The sequence below is a fragment of the Mesorhizobium silamurunense genome (assembly GCF_014843905.1).
Lineage (GTDB): Bacteria > Pseudomonadota > Alphaproteobacteria > Rhizobiales > Rhizobiaceae > Mesorhizobium > Mesorhizobium silamurunense.
In genome coordinates this window covers 88,138-101,307 of sequence record NZ_LPVS01000010.1, presented here as the reverse complement: position 1 = coordinate 101,307, position 13,170 = coordinate 88,138, and the positions used below count along the sequence as shown (strand labels likewise).

15 protein-coding genes and 1 pseudogene are annotated in these 13,170 nt (G+C 63.2%); 11 read left to right on the top strand and 5 right to left on the bottom strand.

The features are described 5' to 3' along the window. Positions 1-4 precede the first annotated feature (4 nt). Complete coding sequence (locus AU465_RS01440) at positions 5-397, bottom strand: DoxX family protein (RefSeq protein WP_192243299.1); 393 nt, start codon at positions 395-397, stop codon at positions 5-7. A gap of 186 nt (positions 398-583) precedes the next feature. Here AU465_RS01440 and AU465_RS01435 point away from each other — a divergent pair, with 186 nt between their 5' ends. Beyond that, positions 584-1,090, top strand: a complete 507-nt coding sequence (locus AU465_RS01435; protein ID WP_192243297.1) for a hypothetical protein — start codon at positions 584-586, stop codon at positions 1,088-1,090. A 139-nt stretch (positions 1,091-1,229) separates the two neighbouring features. On the opposite strand, the gene AU465_RS01430 is transcribed toward AU465_RS01435, so the two are convergent. Then, positions 1,230-2,006 (bottom strand): VOC family protein, encoded by a 777-nt coding sequence (locus AU465_RS01430; protein WP_192243295.1) that lies wholly within the window; start codon positions 2,004-2,006, stop codon positions 1,230-1,232. Positions 2,007-2,184: 178 nt separating this feature from the next. Here AU465_RS01430 and AU465_RS01425 point away from each other — a divergent pair. The 7 genes and pseudogenes from AU465_RS01425 (at position 2,185) to AU465_RS01395 (ending at position 7,854) form a co-directional block, all read left to right on the top strand. Beyond that, a pseudogene (locus AU465_RS01425) lies at positions 2,185-2,919 on the top strand (gamma-glutamylcyclotransferase). A 114-nt stretch (positions 2,920-3,033) separates the two neighbouring features. After that, positions 3,034-4,398, top strand: a complete 1,365-nt coding sequence (locus tag AU465_RS01420) for an NAD(P)-dependent oxidoreductase (RefSeq protein ID WP_192243293.1) — start codon at positions 3,034-3,036, stop codon at positions 4,396-4,398. A gap of 2 nt (positions 4,399-4,400) precedes the next feature. Then, positions 4,401-5,714, top strand: a complete 1,314-nt coding sequence (preA, locus tag AU465_RS01415; RefSeq protein ID WP_192243291.1) for an NAD-dependent dihydropyrimidine dehydrogenase subunit PreA — start codon at positions 4,401-4,403, stop codon at positions 5,712-5,714. A gap of 109 nt (positions 5,715-5,823) precedes the next feature. Next, positions 5,824-6,348 (top strand): RrF2 family transcriptional regulator, encoded by a 525-nt coding sequence (locus tag AU465_RS01410; protein WP_192243289.1) that lies wholly within the window; start codon positions 5,824-5,826, stop codon positions 6,346-6,348. A gap of 12 nt (positions 6,349-6,360) precedes the next feature. Further along, the gene (locus tag AU465_RS01405) at positions 6,361-6,819 is read left to right on the top strand and encodes a carboxymuconolactone decarboxylase family protein (protein ID WP_192243287.1); all 459 of its coding nucleotides are present in this window, start codon (positions 6,361-6,363) and stop codon (positions 6,817-6,819) included. Between the two features lie 62 nt (positions 6,820-6,881). Continuing rightward, the gene (locus tag AU465_RS01400; protein ID WP_192243285.1) at positions 6,882-7,259 is read left to right on the top strand and encodes a DoxX family protein; all 378 of its coding nucleotides are present in this window, start codon (positions 6,882-6,884) and stop codon (positions 7,257-7,259) included. Positions 7,260-7,359: 100 nt separating this feature from the next. After that, the gene (locus tag AU465_RS01395; RefSeq protein WP_192243283.1) at positions 7,360-7,854 is read left to right on the top strand and encodes a DUF3592 domain-containing protein; all 495 of its coding nucleotides are present in this window, start codon (positions 7,360-7,362) and stop codon (positions 7,852-7,854) included. A 12-nt stretch (positions 7,855-7,866) separates the two neighbouring features. On the opposite strand, the gene AU465_RS01390 is transcribed toward AU465_RS01395, so the two are convergent. Both AU465_RS01390 and AU465_RS01385 read right to left on the bottom strand, forming a co-directional pair. Then, positions 7,867-8,589 (bottom strand): SDR family oxidoreductase, encoded by a 723-nt coding sequence (locus AU465_RS01390; RefSeq protein WP_192243281.1) that lies wholly within the window; start codon positions 8,587-8,589, stop codon positions 7,867-7,869. Next, positions 8,586-9,431: an SDR family oxidoreductase gene (locus AU465_RS01385; RefSeq protein WP_192243279.1), complete on the bottom strand. Its 846-nt coding sequence runs from the start codon at positions 9,429-9,431 to the stop codon at positions 8,586-8,588. Before AU465_RS01385 ends, AU465_RS01390 begins: the two co-directional genes overlap by 4 nt. Positions 9,432-9,533: 102 nt before the next feature. Between AU465_RS01385 and AU465_RS01380 the strand changes: the two genes are divergently transcribed. Next, positions 9,534-10,406 (top strand): helix-turn-helix transcriptional regulator, encoded by an 873-nt coding sequence (locus AU465_RS01380; protein ID WP_192243276.1) that lies wholly within the window; start codon positions 9,534-9,536, stop codon positions 10,404-10,406. A 7-nt stretch (positions 10,407-10,413) separates the two neighbouring features. On the opposite strand, the gene AU465_RS01375 is transcribed toward AU465_RS01380, so the two are convergent. Continuing rightward, on the bottom strand, positions 10,414-11,043 hold the full coding sequence (locus AU465_RS01375; RefSeq protein WP_192243557.1) for a TetR family transcriptional regulator C-terminal domain-containing protein: 630 nt from the start codon (positions 11,041-11,043) through the stop codon (positions 10,414-10,416). A gap of 254 nt (positions 11,044-11,297) precedes the next feature. Between AU465_RS01375 and aptA the strand changes: the two genes are divergently transcribed. Both aptA and AU465_RS01365 read left to right on the top strand, forming a co-directional pair. Next, the gene (gene aptA / locus AU465_RS01370) at positions 11,298-12,626 is read left to right on the top strand and encodes an omega-aminotransferase AptA (protein WP_192243274.1); all 1,329 of its coding nucleotides are present in this window, start codon (positions 11,298-11,300) and stop codon (positions 12,624-12,626) included. 136 nt (positions 12,627-12,762) lie between these two features. Next, positions 12,763-13,161 (top strand): endonuclease domain-containing protein, encoded by a 399-nt coding sequence (locus tag AU465_RS01365; protein WP_246505805.1) that lies wholly within the window; start codon positions 12,763-12,765, stop codon positions 13,159-13,161. Positions 13,162-13,170 lie beyond the last annotated feature (9 nt).

Genomic DNA, 13,170 nt, shown 5'->3' with positions numbered 1-13,170 from the left:
AAGGTCAAGCGCTGCGACGGTTGTCGAGCGCGAAGGCGCCGGGGCCGGCAAAGATCAGATAGAGGAAGATGAAGCAGAACGAGATCGCTGAATCGCCGCCATTGTTGACCGGGAAGAAGTCGCGCGGCATGTGCGCCATGAAATAGGCGATCGCCATCTCGCCGCAGAGCAGGAACGCCACCGGGCGGGTGAAGAGCCCGAGCACCAGCAGGATGCCACCGGCGAATTCCAGGATGCCGGCCGCCAGCGGCAGACCGGTCAAGGCGCCGGCGTGCTCGCCGACGGGAAAATTGAACAGTTTCTGAGTGCCGTGCTCGATGAATTGCAGCGCCGTCACGATGCGCAGCACGCCCAGCGCCTGCGGCCGGTATTGGGCAAGGCCTTCGAAAAGCTTCATCTAAAACTCCATTTTACCCGTCCGGACCGGCCATAAATTATCGTCCGGTAATGGACCACTCACTTCCCCTGGCCTGCCATCAACAATCGGTGATTGGAAATCGTTCCAGTCTGGTCCCCTAATCTTTTCTCTCTATGGTTGCATTCATGTCCTTATGGTTGTATTGGTATGTAGAGACACCAAACCATGAGGGTTGCCTTTGCCATGAAAAAAGTCGTCATCAGCCTATTCGCAATCCTTGCAGGCACGAGTTTCGCCATGGCCGGCGACGCCGGTTGTGATGCATTCAAATGGCCGGTGGCACGCGAGCAGGCCCTGTTTCCGTCAGCGTCGGCCGCGCAGTCCGGCGCTGCCCTGGCGGTCGGGCAAGCGATGGATTTCACACTCGCGGCGGTCGACACGATCAGCTTTGAAGTGCCGCCGGAACGCGCACCGCCAGCCGGCACGTTCGGCGCCACGGCAAGCGTGACCGTACCACCTGAAGGCGAGCTCCAGTTCAGCCTGTCCGATGATGCCTGGATCGATATCGTGCAGGACGGCCATGCCGTGAAGTCGACGGCTTTCAGCGGCGTGAAGACCTGCCCGGGAATTCGCAAGAGCGTGCGCTTCAAGCTGTCCGCCGGTCCGGCCACCGTGCAGCTCAGCGGCGCCAAGAAGGCCGATCTCAAAGTGGCGGTACTGACGCCGGAGTGACGCCTAAGAGGTGCACAAGGCCGGCAGGACAGCGCGCTCCGCTGTCGTGCCGGCCTTGGTCGTTCGGAAAGCAAGCAAGTGGCTTCCCGTCCGCTGCGCGGACCGCTCCTCGACCCCCATGATGGAAAATTGGCAGTTGCTACCGCACGGAGGCCAGCAGCGCGAAATGCGCGCCTTGCGGGTCCTGGCATTGGACGACCCATTGCGCGCTCGGCACCTCCATCGGTCCCATCAGCACCTTGCCGCCATTGTCGGCGACACGCTTGGCGGCGGCATCGATGGCGTCGACGTTGAAATAGAACAGCCAGACCGGGACCGGTATTTGCGGCGGCTTGTTCATCATGCCGCCGCCGGATTCAGGGCCGGCGCCGAAGGTCTGGTAGATGCCCATCTCGCCCATGTCGAACTGGCCGGCGCTTTCCCAGCCGAACTGGCCGGAATAGAAGTCGAAGGCGGCCTTCCAGTCCGAGGTGTAGAGCTCATGCCAGCCGACATGGCCAGGCGTGGTCGCGGGCACCGGCGGCTGTTCGGGCTGGTTGGGCTGCAGGAACATGAAGGTCGCGCCCTGCGGATCGGCGACGACGGCGAAGCGGCCGACGCCCGGAATGTCATCGGGCGCGCGGTGGACGGCGCCTCCTGCCTCCTGCAACGCCTTCGTCGAGGCATCGACGTCCTTGGTGTAGATGTAGCCGAGCCAGGCTGGCGGCATGCCCATCTTGGCGGCGTCTTCCGGGATCGTCATCAGCCCGCCGACGCCGCGCACGCTGGAGTTCATCACGATGTAGCGGGGCATGCCCGGCGCCTTGTCGAAGGGCTCGGCCCTCCAGCCGACAACGGCGGTGTAAAAGGCCTCGGCGGCGTCGAGGTCGGTGGTCATCAGTTCGTACCAGAAGAAAGGTTGGGGGGAATTCGGCATGGTCGGTCTCCTCACCGGTTCAGGCAGCGATCGCGGTTCGATCCATCCTAGGACGATCTCGGCGACAGAAATCCGACATCTGGACCAGAAATCGAGGACGGCAAGGCGCTGGGGACCATGATCTTGCGCGTCATGCGATTTCGACTTTGCTGCGGTCAAAGAGGGGCTGTGTTTTCCGTTGCGTCGAATGTCGCTCACGCCTGAGCTTGTCGCTCTGTGCCACCGGGAGGAGGTCGATCCCGGTCCGAGCGGAGCCTGGACGCAACTGAGCGACAACGACTTCCGGGCGCTTGCCTTGCGCCTGTCAGGCGAAGCCGACGAGGGGCCGCTCTGGGTGTTCGCCTATGGCTCGCTGATCTGGAAGCCGGCCTTCGAATCCGTCGAGCAACGGCGAGCCTCGGCCTATGGCTGGCATCGCTCCTTCTGCCTTGATCTGGTGCGCTGGAGAGGCAGCGCTGCGCAGCCGGGGCTGATGATGGCGCTCGAACGCGGCGGGCGCTGCGACGGTGTCATCTATCGCCTGCCGGATGGCGAGAAGCCCGCCTAGATCGAAAGACTGTTGCGGCGCGAGATCGACGACCATGAAAGCATCAGCTCGGTCCGCTGGGTTCCGGTGCGCACGGCGCAAGGATCGCTGCGGGCGCTGGGCTTCTGGGTCGGCGTGACCGGCAGGGGCACGTCGCTAGGGCAGCCGCTGGAGAAGGTGGCGTGGGTGCTGGCGCGTGCCTGCGGCCATGTCGGTTCCGGCGCCGAGTATCTCTACAACACCGTCAGTCACCTTGAAGAATTCGGCATCCATGACCGCAATCTGTGGCCGCTGCAGGAACTCGTCGCCGACGAGCTCAGGTCGATCCATCCTTCCAGGATTGAAAGCGCTGAGCCGGCCGCTGTCCCTGTGATGGCTGTAACATGACTGCAATTATCATGTTTTTATGCAAGCAATACAGCGACTTGCCCGAAAATTGACCAATTGATAAAAAAATAAAACGTGCTAGCCTTCCCCAAAACGACAACAAGGGGAACTGGAATGGCGACTGGTCATTTCATCGAAGGCATTGCCGGCGGCCGGTTGTCGGCCGAGCAATATGCTGACAATTTTTCCGATCTGCATCCGCCGCTCGACCATCACGAGGCGCTGGTCGAGGCCGATCGCTGCTACTTCTGCTACGACGCGCCGTGCATGAATGCCTGCCCGACCTCGATCGACATTCCGATGTTCATCCGGCAGATCGCGACCGGCAATCCGCTGGGCTCGGCCAAGACGATCTTCGACCAGAACATCCTTGGCGGCATGTGCGCCCGCGTCTGCCCGACGGAGACGCTGTGCGAAGAGGTCTGCGTGCGCGAGGTCGCCGAGGGCAAGCCGGTGCAGATCGGCCGGCTGCAGCGCTACGCCACCGACGTCGCAATGGACGAGAACAAGCAGTTCTACAAGCGCGCCGAGCCGACCGGAAAGACGGTCGCGGTGGTCGGCGCCGGGCCTTCGGGTCTCGCGGCGGCGCATCGTCTTGCCCGCCACGGTCATGACGTCACCATCCTCGAGGCGCGGCCGAAAGCCGGGGGCCTCAACGAATATGGCATCGCGGCTTACAAGAGCGTCGACGATTTCGCCCAGGCCGAGGTCGACTATGTCACCTCGATCGGCGGCATCGACATCCAGAACGGCAAGGCGCTCGGCCGCGATTTCCAGCTCTCCGACCTGATCCGCAACTACGACGCGGTGTTCCTCGGCCTCGGGCTTGGCGGCATCAATGCGCTCAGCGCCGATGGCGAGGATGCGGACGGTGTCGCCAACGCCGTCGAGTTCATCGCCGAGCTCAGGCAGGCAAGCGATCTTGGCAGCCTGCCGGTCGGCCGGCGGGTCGTCGTCATCGGCGGCGGCATGACGGCGATCGACGCTGCCGTTCAGTCGAAGCTGCTCGGCGCCGAAGAGGTGACGATCTGCTACCGGCGCGGGCAGGAGCACATGAACGCCTCCGGCTTCGAGCAGGATCTCGCCGCCGCCAACGGCGTCACCATCCGCCACTGGCTGCAGCCGAAGCGCGTCATTGCCGAGAACGGTAAGGTGTCGGCCATCGAGCTCGAATATACCGCGATCAATGGCGACAAGCTCGCCGGCACCGGCGAACGGCTGACGCTTGCCGCCGATCAGGTGTTCAAGGCGATCGGCCAGAGTTTTGCGCCAGCGGTGCTCAACGGCAGCGTTGCCTCGATCGAGCTCGAGGGCGGCCGCATCAAGGTCGACGCGGAAGGCCGCACCTCGCTCACAAAAGTCTGGGCCGGCGGCGACTGCATCTTCGGCGGCGACGACCTGACGGTCTCGGCCGTGGCGCAGGGTCGCGACGCCGCCGAATCCATCCACCGGGCACTGACCTCTAACGGGAGGGCATGAGCATGGCAGACATCCGTAACACCTTCGTCGGCATCAAGTCGCCCAACCCGTTCTGGCTGGCTTCGGCGCCGCCGACCGACAAGGCCTACAATGTCGAGCGCGCCTTCAAGGCCGGCTGGGGCGGCGTGGTGTGGAAGACGCTGGGCGAAGAAGGCCCGCCGGTCGTCAACGTCAACGGCCCGCGCTACGGCGCGATCTGGGGCGCCGACCGACGTCTGCTCGGCCTGAACAACATCGAGCTGATCACCGACCGCGACCTGCAGACCAATTTGCGCGAGATGAAGCAGGTGAAGATGAACTGGCCGGATCGGGCGCTGGTCGCCTCGATCATGGTGCCGTGCGAGGAGGAGAGCTGGAAGGCGATCCTGCCCTTGGTCGAGGAGACCGGCGCCGACGGCATCGAGCTCAATTTCGGCTGCCCGCACGGCATGAGCGAGCGCGGCATGGGCTCGGCAGTCGGCCAGGTGCCGGAATATATCGAGATGGTGGTGCGCTGGTGCAAGCAGTACACGCGCATGCCGGTTATCACCAAGCTGACGCCGAACATCACCGACATCCGCAAGCCGGCCCGCGCGGCCAAGGCCGGCGGCACCGACGCGGTGTCGCTGATCAACACCATCAATTCGATCACCGGCGTCGATCTCGACAGTTTCGCGCCGCAGCCGACCATCGACGGCAAGGGCTCGCATGGCGGCTATTGCGGCCCGGCGGTCAAGCCGATCGCCATGAACATGGTGGCCGAGATCGCACGCGATCCGGAAACGCACGGTCTGCCGATTTCCGGCATCGGCGGCATCACCACCTGGCGGGATGCCGCCGAATTCATGGCGCTCGGCGCCGGCAACGTGCAGGTCTGCACGGCGGCCATGACCTATGGCTTCAAGATCGTGCAGGAGATGATCGCTGGGCTGGAGAACTGGATGGAGGAGAAAGGCCATGCCTCGCTCTCCGACATCATCGGCCGCGCCACGCCTAACGTCACCGACTGGCAGTATCTCAACCTCAACTATGTCGCCAAGGCGCATATCGACCAGGACGCCTGCATCAAATGCGGCCGCTGCCACATCGCCTGCGAGGACACCTCGCACCAGGCGATCACCAGCATGGTCGACGGCTTGAGGCATTTCGAGGTGATCGATGCCGAATGCGTCGGCTGCAACCTCTGCGTCAATGTCTGTCCGGTCGAAGGCTGCATCACCATGGAGCCGCTGGCGGCAGGCTCGATTGACCAGCGCACCGGCAAGCCGGTGTCGCCGATCTACGCCAACTGGACGACGCACCCGAACAATCCGATGGCCAAGGTGGCGGCGGAGTAGGGAACAGCATTCGAACGAAAAGCAGCGCCTTCGGGCGCCGCTTTTAATTCCTTATTGCGGATAAAAAATATCCATGATAAAAGTTATCCATGAATAGAAGCATCAAATCATGAAGCTCGGAGAAGGCGTCGAAGCGGCGATCCACTGCGCCGCCATGCTTGCCGGCGTCGACGGCAACAGCACCATGTCGGGCGCCGCCATGGCCGAGGCCTTCGGCCTGTCGCCGAGCTATCTGTTGAAACATCTCAATCAGCTCACAGCGGCGCGTATCCTGGAATCGGTGCCGGGACCGGCTGGCGGCTACAGGCTGGCGCGATCGGCCGAGCGCATCACGCTTCTCGACATCGTGCTTGCGGTCGAAGGCAAAGAGCCTGCCTTCCGCTGCGGGGAAATCCGCCAGCGCGGCCCGGTCAGGCTCGACGCTTCCGCCTATGTGAAGCCGTGCGGTATCAATGCCGCGATGCTCAAGGCCGAGCGCGCCTATCGCGCCGCGCTTGCCGAGGCAAAGCTCTCCGACATCGTCGTCGATTTCATGAACGACGCCGATCCCCGCACGGTCTCTGCCAGTTGCGCCTTCGTCGAGCGCCACCAGCGACCGCAGAAAAATCAATCCAATCAACCCAGCAAAGTGTGAAAGGTAAGAGAAATGAAACAGAGGCTACAGTTCTTCGCCAAGGCGCCGGAGATCATGAAGGCGGTGATGGCGCTCAACAAGGCGGTCGAGGAGTGCGGGCTGGAGGATAGCCTGATGCATCTCGTCAAGCTCAGGGCCTCACAAATCAATGGCTGTTCCTATTGCGTCGAGATGCACAGCCGTGAGGCGCGGCGCGACGGCGAGACCGAGACCCGGCTTTATCTTGTCGCCGCCTGGAAAGAATCGCCGCTGTTTTCCGAGCGCGAGCGCGCCGCGCTCGCCTGGACGGAGAAGGTGACGAACATCTCCGACAACGGCGTTCCGGACGATCTCTATTCCAGGACGCTCGAACATTTCTCCGAGGAGGAGCTGGTCAAGCTGACGGTGGTGATCGGCATGATCAACACCTGGAACCGGCTCTGCGTCTCCTTCCACGCCATCCATCCGATGCCGGCCGCGAAAGCTGCCTGAGGTTTTGACTGGCGCGCGGGCTGTCGTGGCTCGCGCGCTTTCATTTGCGAGATCAATGGGACATGCTTGACAATTTTCAGAACGAGATTCTGTTTGCCGCGCGCTTGCTGCTTGGCGGCGCCTTCGTCTTTGCTGGCCTGCGCAACATCCAGAACACGAACCTGCTCATCCCGATGATGGCGGCTCGCGGCGTGCCGCAGGCGGGCCCGGCATTGTGGCTGGGCATCGTCCTGCAAGTCGCCGCCGGGCTGCTGGTGATTGGCGGCTTATGGACGGCGCTGGCGGCAGCCTGCCTGATTCTGTTCCTCATCGTCGCAACACCGATGTTCCATAATTTCTGGGACCATCAAGGTCCGGACCGCGCGTCTCGTATCAATGGCTTCGTCGGCAATGTTGCCTTGGCCGGCGGGTTCCTGGCGCTGATCGCGCACTATGCCTGATGGCCCACTAGCGGATTCCGCGCAATTGATGGCTCAGTGTTAATCGCTCCGTCGCGATCGTCCTGTATTGGCAAATATAGGTTCGCCCCTTGGAGCGTTCATGGAGCAGAGCTGGACCGCATTCTGGGCGCGCGTTTCGGAAGCCTTCCATCAGGCGCTGTTTCCGTTCCGCGCAATCGCGGAAGCCTTCGGCCGGCATCCAAATGACATGCAAATCTGGTGCTTCCTGTGCGGCGTCTTCTTCCTGGCGGTCGTCGGCGCGCAGAGCTACGGCGACATCATGCTCAGGCGGCGCGGCGCCGTTGCCAGCGGCAAGGTGGTGGGCATCGACAAGTCGGATGACGGCCCGGACACACCGATCATCGAATTCGTCGACCGGCTGGGCAAGACCTGGCGGTTCAGTTCCTATTTGCCGGTCAACGGAACGACCGGGTCGATCGGCGCCGCGGTCGAAGTAATGTATGACCCTCTCCACCCGAAGCGGGCGCGCGAGGTGGGCCGCCCTCTCATGAAGACGGTCCACATGGTTGTCTGGTATGCGATCGTTGCCGGGCTGATGACGCTCGCCTTCTGGCCCGGCCTGATCTCCGACTGAACTATTCGCCGCTCACGCGGCGAAGCGCAGCCCGCCGTCGCAGGTCAGTACCTGGCCGGTCATGAAGCTGTTGGAGACCAGGAAGGCTATTGCCGCTGCGACATCCTCGGCGCGGCCGATGCGACCGACCGGCGTCTTGCCGGCATATTCGGCAAAGACCGCCTGTCGCTGCTCGCCCGGCAAAAAGTCCCACCAGGGCGTGTCGATGACGCCCGGCGCCACAACATTGACGCGCAGCGGCTTCAACTCGACCGCGAGGATCGGCGCGACGGTCAAAAGCATGCCGTTGATGGCGCCGATGCCGGCAACGCCGGGCACCGCGAGCTGCGCCGAGACGGCCGAAATGAAGGTGACCGATCCCGCCCTGTTCAAGGTCGGGAGAGCAGCCTGCAGACAGGACAGCTGCGGCCGGATTTTTTCGTCGACGCCGCTGCCGATGTCGGCAAGGTCGAGGGTCGCGAACGGCCCAAGTCCCTTGCCGCCACTCGCAGCGAGAACGAGATGATCGAACCGGCCGAGACCGTCGAAGAAATGCCGGACCTCATCCGGCTTGGTCGCATCAAAAGCAGCCTTGCCGACAGTGCCGCCAAGGCTCTTCCAGGCGCTCTTCAGCTTCTCCTCGTTGCGGCCGGTAATCGTCACTTTCATCGTGGGGCTGACCAGCCGTTTGGCCGTGGCAAGGCCGATGCCGGACGAGCCGCCGATGATCACGCAATGTTCGATAGTCCCATTCATGAATGCTGTTCCCTGGATGTCGTAGAAGATTGTCCGGTCAGTTCGAGGCTGAGGTCCCGCAACCGGCGGCGGGCCTTTTCGTCATAGGCCTGGGCATCCGCGCGCGATTCCCGCTGGCCGTCGAAATAGAAGCCGCTACGTCCCTCAAGCGCCGGCGATGCGGCGAGGTTGAGGATGGCATCGGCACCAGTCTCGACCGAACTCCACGGCGTGACGCCCGCCTGCCGGACCATGGTGGTGTCCATGTAGCTTGCCGGGTGTAGCGCATTGACGGTGACGCCGGTGCCTTTGAGCCGTTCGGCCAGGTCGAGGGTGAACAGGATCTGCGCCAACTTGCTCTGGCAATAGGCGCGCACGCCGCTATAGCCGCGGGTCAGCATGACATCGTCGAAGTCGATCGCCTGCTGGCCGGCCGAGGCGACATTGACGATGCGCGCCGGTGCGCTTGCCTTGAGCAACGGCAGCAGTTCCGACGTCAGCAGGAAGCCGGCGAGATAGTTGACGGCGAAGCGCAGCTCATAGCCGTCGGCGCTCACCTGCCGCCTTGCGCTTTCGCCGCCGGTGCCGACGCCGGCATTGTTGATCAAAATGTCGAGCCGGCCGGTCCTGGCGCGCACGGCTTCGGCAAGGCGGCGCACCTCCGCAAGCGATGCGAGGTCCGCGGCGAGAAATTCCGCCTTGCCACCCTTTGCCTCGATGGCGGCCACCACATCCTCGCCCCGGCCTTCGTCGCGGCCATGCACCAACACGTGGGCGCCGGCGCTCCCGAGCCTTTCGGCGATCACGCGGCCGACGCCGTCCGTCGAGCCGGTGACGAGCACTGTCTTGTTTTTGAGTTCCATGTTCAGAGCCTCCTTATGCTGCTCTGAACTCAAGATGGGGCACGGCGCGCGGCGCAAACAGTTCAAACTTTATCCTGGTATCAGTACTGCTATAATAACTTCATGGATGCCGTGACCCAATCTCCCGAGGACAGCCGCCGCCACGAGCTTGGCGCCTTCCTGCGCTCGCGCCGTGAGCGACTGTCGCCTGCCGACATCGGTATCGCCACCGGCGCCAGGCGGCGTACCCCCGGGCTGAGGCGCGAGGAGGTGGCGATGATCGCCGGCGTCGGCACCACCTGGTACACCTGGCTCGAGCAGGGCAGGGACGTGCGGCCCTCGGTGGAAGTGCTGACCGCGCTATGCGAGGCGTTGCGCCTCGATGCCGTCGAGAAGCGGCATCTGTTCATCCTCGCCGGCCGGCAACAGCCGGAACGCCGCTCAGCCGCGCCCGAGAAGGTCGACGGGACGCCACTGCACATGCTGCAGAGCCTCGTCCTGCAGCCGGCCTATGTCGTTGGCCGGCGCTGGGATGTGCTGGCCTGGAACGATGCAGCGGTTGCCGTGTTCGGCGACTATGGCCTGCTGGAGGGCGATGCCCGCAACATCGTCCATCTGGTGTTCACCAGCCCGCACCACCGGCGGCTGCTGGTCGATTGGGAAGAACTCGCGCACGTGGTGCTCGCTTCGTTTCGCGCCGAGAGCGCGAAATATGTCGGCGATCCGGATTTCGAGCGGCTGATCGCGCTGATGATGCGCTCAAGCCCGGAGTTCCGGGATTGGTGGCCGAGGCGGGACGTGGCGCGAAGGCTGACGGGGGTGAAGCATGTCCGCCACCCGAGCGCCGGCGCGATGGCCTTCGAGCATATGAGCCTGTCGATCGACGACGGCTCGGATATGCGGCCGATCGTCTACACGCCGTTGCCTGAGCAGAATTCGATCGCCAAGTTGGAGAAGCTGCTCGAAGCGCAGCCTGCCGAGCGGCGCAGCGCCTGATTGGATCTCAGCCTTTCGGTTTCAACCCGTCGAGGAACAACTGCTCGAGGAAGCGCGCGGCGTCCTCGAAGCGGCCTTCGCCGCCGCGATCGGGGCCGAGCACGGCGCGGACCTGGACATCGAAATCGGCATAATGCTGTGTCGTCGCCCAGATCGAGAAGATCAGATGCCAGGGGTCGGTGCGGGCGATCTTGCCGGCGCGCATCCAGCCCTTGATGACCGTGGCCTTCTCGTCGACCAGCGTCTTCAACTCGCCCTCCAGCATAGGCATGATGCGCGGCGCACCTTGCAGGATCTCATTGGCGAAGAGCCGGCTTTCGCGCGGAAAATCGCGCGCCATTTCGAGCTTGCGGCGGATATAGCTCTTGAGTTCGGTCATCGGGTCGCCGATGTCGTCGAGCTCGCGGAGCGGCGCCAGCCATGTGTCCAGGAGCCGCTTCATCAACGTCTCGTGAATGTCTTCCTTGCGGCGGAAGTAATAGAGAAGGTTCGGCTTCGACATGCCGGCGGCTTCGGCGATCTGGTCGATGGTCGAGCCGCGAAAGCCGTTAGTGGAGAAGACTTCGAGCGCGGCTTCCAGGATCAGCTCGCGCTTTTCCTGCTGGATGCGGGTGCGGCGGGGAGCTGAGCCTTCCATCGTGTCCGTCATCCTTGCCGGCCGCTGTTGCGCGGTCTTTCTGGACCAATCCTCTGGACCAGTTTTTCTCCGAGCCGTGGAGCGCGCTTTCGATGCCGCATTTCCGCTAGTAGTCCCTTGACCGCCGACAGGGCGGTGCTAACGTTTGTCCAACCGGTCAAAATTTTGCGTAGCACGAAAACGCAACGAAGACCAAGCCTTGGGAAGACCAAGCGTTAGCGCACCGAAACAGGTTACAAGGGGAAATCTTGGTCATGTCCAACCGGCTGAAAGTCACGCCGAACGATCTCAGCGCATTCTGGATGCCGTTCACGGCAAACCGGCAGTTCAAGCAGGCGCCGCGCATGTTCGTGTCCGCCAAGGACATGCACTACACGACGAGCGACGGCCGCAAGGTGCTCGACGGCACGGCCGGCCTGTGGTGCGTGAACGCCGGACACTGCCGGCCTAAGATCACCGAGGCGATCCAGCAGCAGGCAGCCGAGCTCGACTATGCGCCGGCCTTCCAGATGGGTCACCCGATCGTGTTCGAGCTGGCGAACCGCCTGGTCGATATCGCGCCCAAGGGCATGGACCATGTCTTCTTCACCAATTCCGGCTCGGAATCGGTCGAAACCGCGCTGAAGATGGCGATCGCCTATCACCGCGTCAGGGGTGAAGGCTCGCGCACCCGCCTGATCGGCCGCGAGCGTGGCTATCATGGCGTCAATTTCGGCGGCATCTCCGTCGGCGGCATCGTCAGCAACCGCAAGATGTTCGGCACGCTGCTCGGCGGCGTCGACCATCTGCCGCACACCCACCTTCCGGAGAAGAACGCCTTCTCGAAGGGCGTGCCGGAGCATGGCGCGGAGCTGGCGAACGAGCTGGAACGCCTGGTTACGCTGCACGATGCCTCGACCATTGCTGCGGTCATCGTCGAGCCGGTCGCGGGCTCGACCGGAGTCATCCTGCCGCCGGAGGGCTATCTGCAGAAGCTTCGAGAAATTTGCACCAAACACGGCATATTGTTGATCTTTGATGAAGTGATCACCGGCTTCGGCCGCCTCGGCGCGCCGTTCGCGGCGGATTATTTCGGCGTCGCTCCGGATATCATGACCACGGCCAAGGGCGTCTCCAACGGCGTCATCCCGATGGGCGCGGTGTTCGTCAAGAAGGAGATCCATGACGCCTTCATGACCGGCCCCGAGCACATGATCGAGTTCTTCCACGGCTACACCTATTCGGGCAACCCGATCGCCTGCGCCGCGGCCCTCGGCACGCTCGACACCTATAAGGAAGAAGGCCTGCTCACCCGTGGCGAGGAGCTGGCGCCTTATTGGGAAGACGCGCTGCACTCGCTGAAGGGCGAGCCGCATGTCATCGACATCCGCAATATCGGCCTGATCGGCGCGATCGAGCTGGCGCCGATCGCCGGAAGCCCGACTAAGCGGGCCTTCTCGGCCTTCGTCAAGGCGTTCGAGCGTGGCGCGCTGATCCGCACCACCGGCGACATTATCGCGCTGTCGCCGCCACTGATCATCACCAAGGGCCAGATCAACGAGCTGATCGACCATGTTCGGGATGTGTTGAGGTCGATAGATTGAGAGACCGGGCGCGGATATCCCTCCCCCTTGAGGGGAGGGTGGCCGCGAAGCGGCCGGGTGGGGTCCGCGGCGACGCGCGCCGACCTGATCTTTTGCGAGGTCGTTCCTGATGCCTAGGACCCGCGTGAGTTTCGAAATGCGGCAAAAAGCGCGCGCGCTTCGAATTCACGCGACCAAAGGTGAAAACCTGCTTTGGTATGAACTGCGCGAATTGAAGGCTTCTGGTCTCAAGTTCCGCCGACAGTGCCCCATAGGGCCATACATCGTCGACTTTGCCTGTCTCGCAGTAAAGCTGATCGTTGAGATCGACGGCGATTTGCATGAGCATGACAAAGGCAAACGCCATGATGCTGTCCGCGACGCCTATTTGCGTTTACTCGGATACGACGTCTTTCGTGTCGATGAGCCCGATGTCATAAACAGTGCCTGGCACGTCGCGCAGGTGATCAAGGAAAAGGCCGCGCGTATGGCCGGCGACCCCACCCGACCGCTTCGCGGCCACCCTCCCCTCGAGGGGGAGGGGGACGCCGCGTAAATGAGAGGA

What these genes read in the sequence shown, in the direction of transcription:
- AU465_RS01375 (WP_192243557.1), bottom strand. Translation starts at nt 11,043, where the DNA reads ATGGAAGGCTCAGCTCCCCGCCGCACCCGCATCCAGCAGGAAAAGCGC.
- AU465_RS01430 (WP_192243295.1), bottom strand. Translation starts at nt 2,006, where the DNA reads ATGCCGAATTCCCCCCAACCTTTCTTCTGGTACGAACTGATGACCACC.
- AU465_RS01420 (WP_192243293.1), top strand. Translation starts at nt 3,034, where the DNA reads ATGGCGACTGGTCATTTCATCGAAGGCATTGCCGGCGGCCGGTTGTCG.
- AU465_RS01365 (WP_246505805.1), top strand. Translation starts at nt 12,763, where the DNA reads ATGCGGCAAAAAGCGCGCGCGCTTCGAATTCACGCGACCAAAGGTGAA.
- AU465_RS01405 (WP_192243287.1), top strand. Translation starts at nt 6,361, where the DNA reads ATGAAACAGAGGCTACAGTTCTTCGCCAAGGCGCCGGAGATCATGAAG.
- preA (WP_192243291.1), top strand. Translation starts at nt 4,401, where the DNA reads ATGGCAGACATCCGTAACACCTTCGTCGGCATCAAGTCGCCCAACCCG.
- AU465_RS01440 (WP_192243299.1), bottom strand. Translation starts at nt 397, where the DNA reads ATGAAGCTTTTCGAAGGCCTTGCCCAATACCGGCCGCAGGCGCTGGGC.
- AU465_RS01385 (WP_192243279.1), bottom strand. Translation starts at nt 9,431, where the DNA reads ATGGAACTCAAAAACAAGACAGTGCTCGTCACCGGCTCGACGGACGGC.
- AU465_RS01390 (WP_192243281.1), bottom strand. Translation starts at nt 8,589, where the DNA reads ATGAATGGGACTATCGAACATTGCGTGATCATCGGCGGCTCGTCCGGC.
- AU465_RS01400 (WP_192243285.1), top strand. Translation starts at nt 6,882, where the DNA reads ATGCTTGACAATTTTCAGAACGAGATTCTGTTTGCCGCGCGCTTGCTG.
- AU465_RS01410 (WP_192243289.1), top strand. Translation starts at nt 5,824, where the DNA reads ATGAAGCTCGGAGAAGGCGTCGAAGCGGCGATCCACTGCGCCGCCATG.
- aptA (WP_192243274.1), top strand. Translation starts at nt 11,298, where the DNA reads ATGTCCAACCGGCTGAAAGTCACGCCGAACGATCTCAGCGCATTCTGG.
- AU465_RS01435 (WP_192243297.1), top strand. Translation starts at nt 584, where the DNA reads ATGAGGGTTGCCTTTGCCATGAAAAAAGTCGTCATCAGCCTATTCGCA.
- AU465_RS01380 (WP_192243276.1), top strand. Translation starts at nt 9,534, where the DNA reads ATGGATGCCGTGACCCAATCTCCCGAGGACAGCCGCCGCCACGAGCTT.
- AU465_RS01395 (WP_192243283.1), top strand. Translation starts at nt 7,360, where the DNA reads ATGGAGCAGAGCTGGACCGCATTCTGGGCGCGCGTTTCGGAAGCCTTC.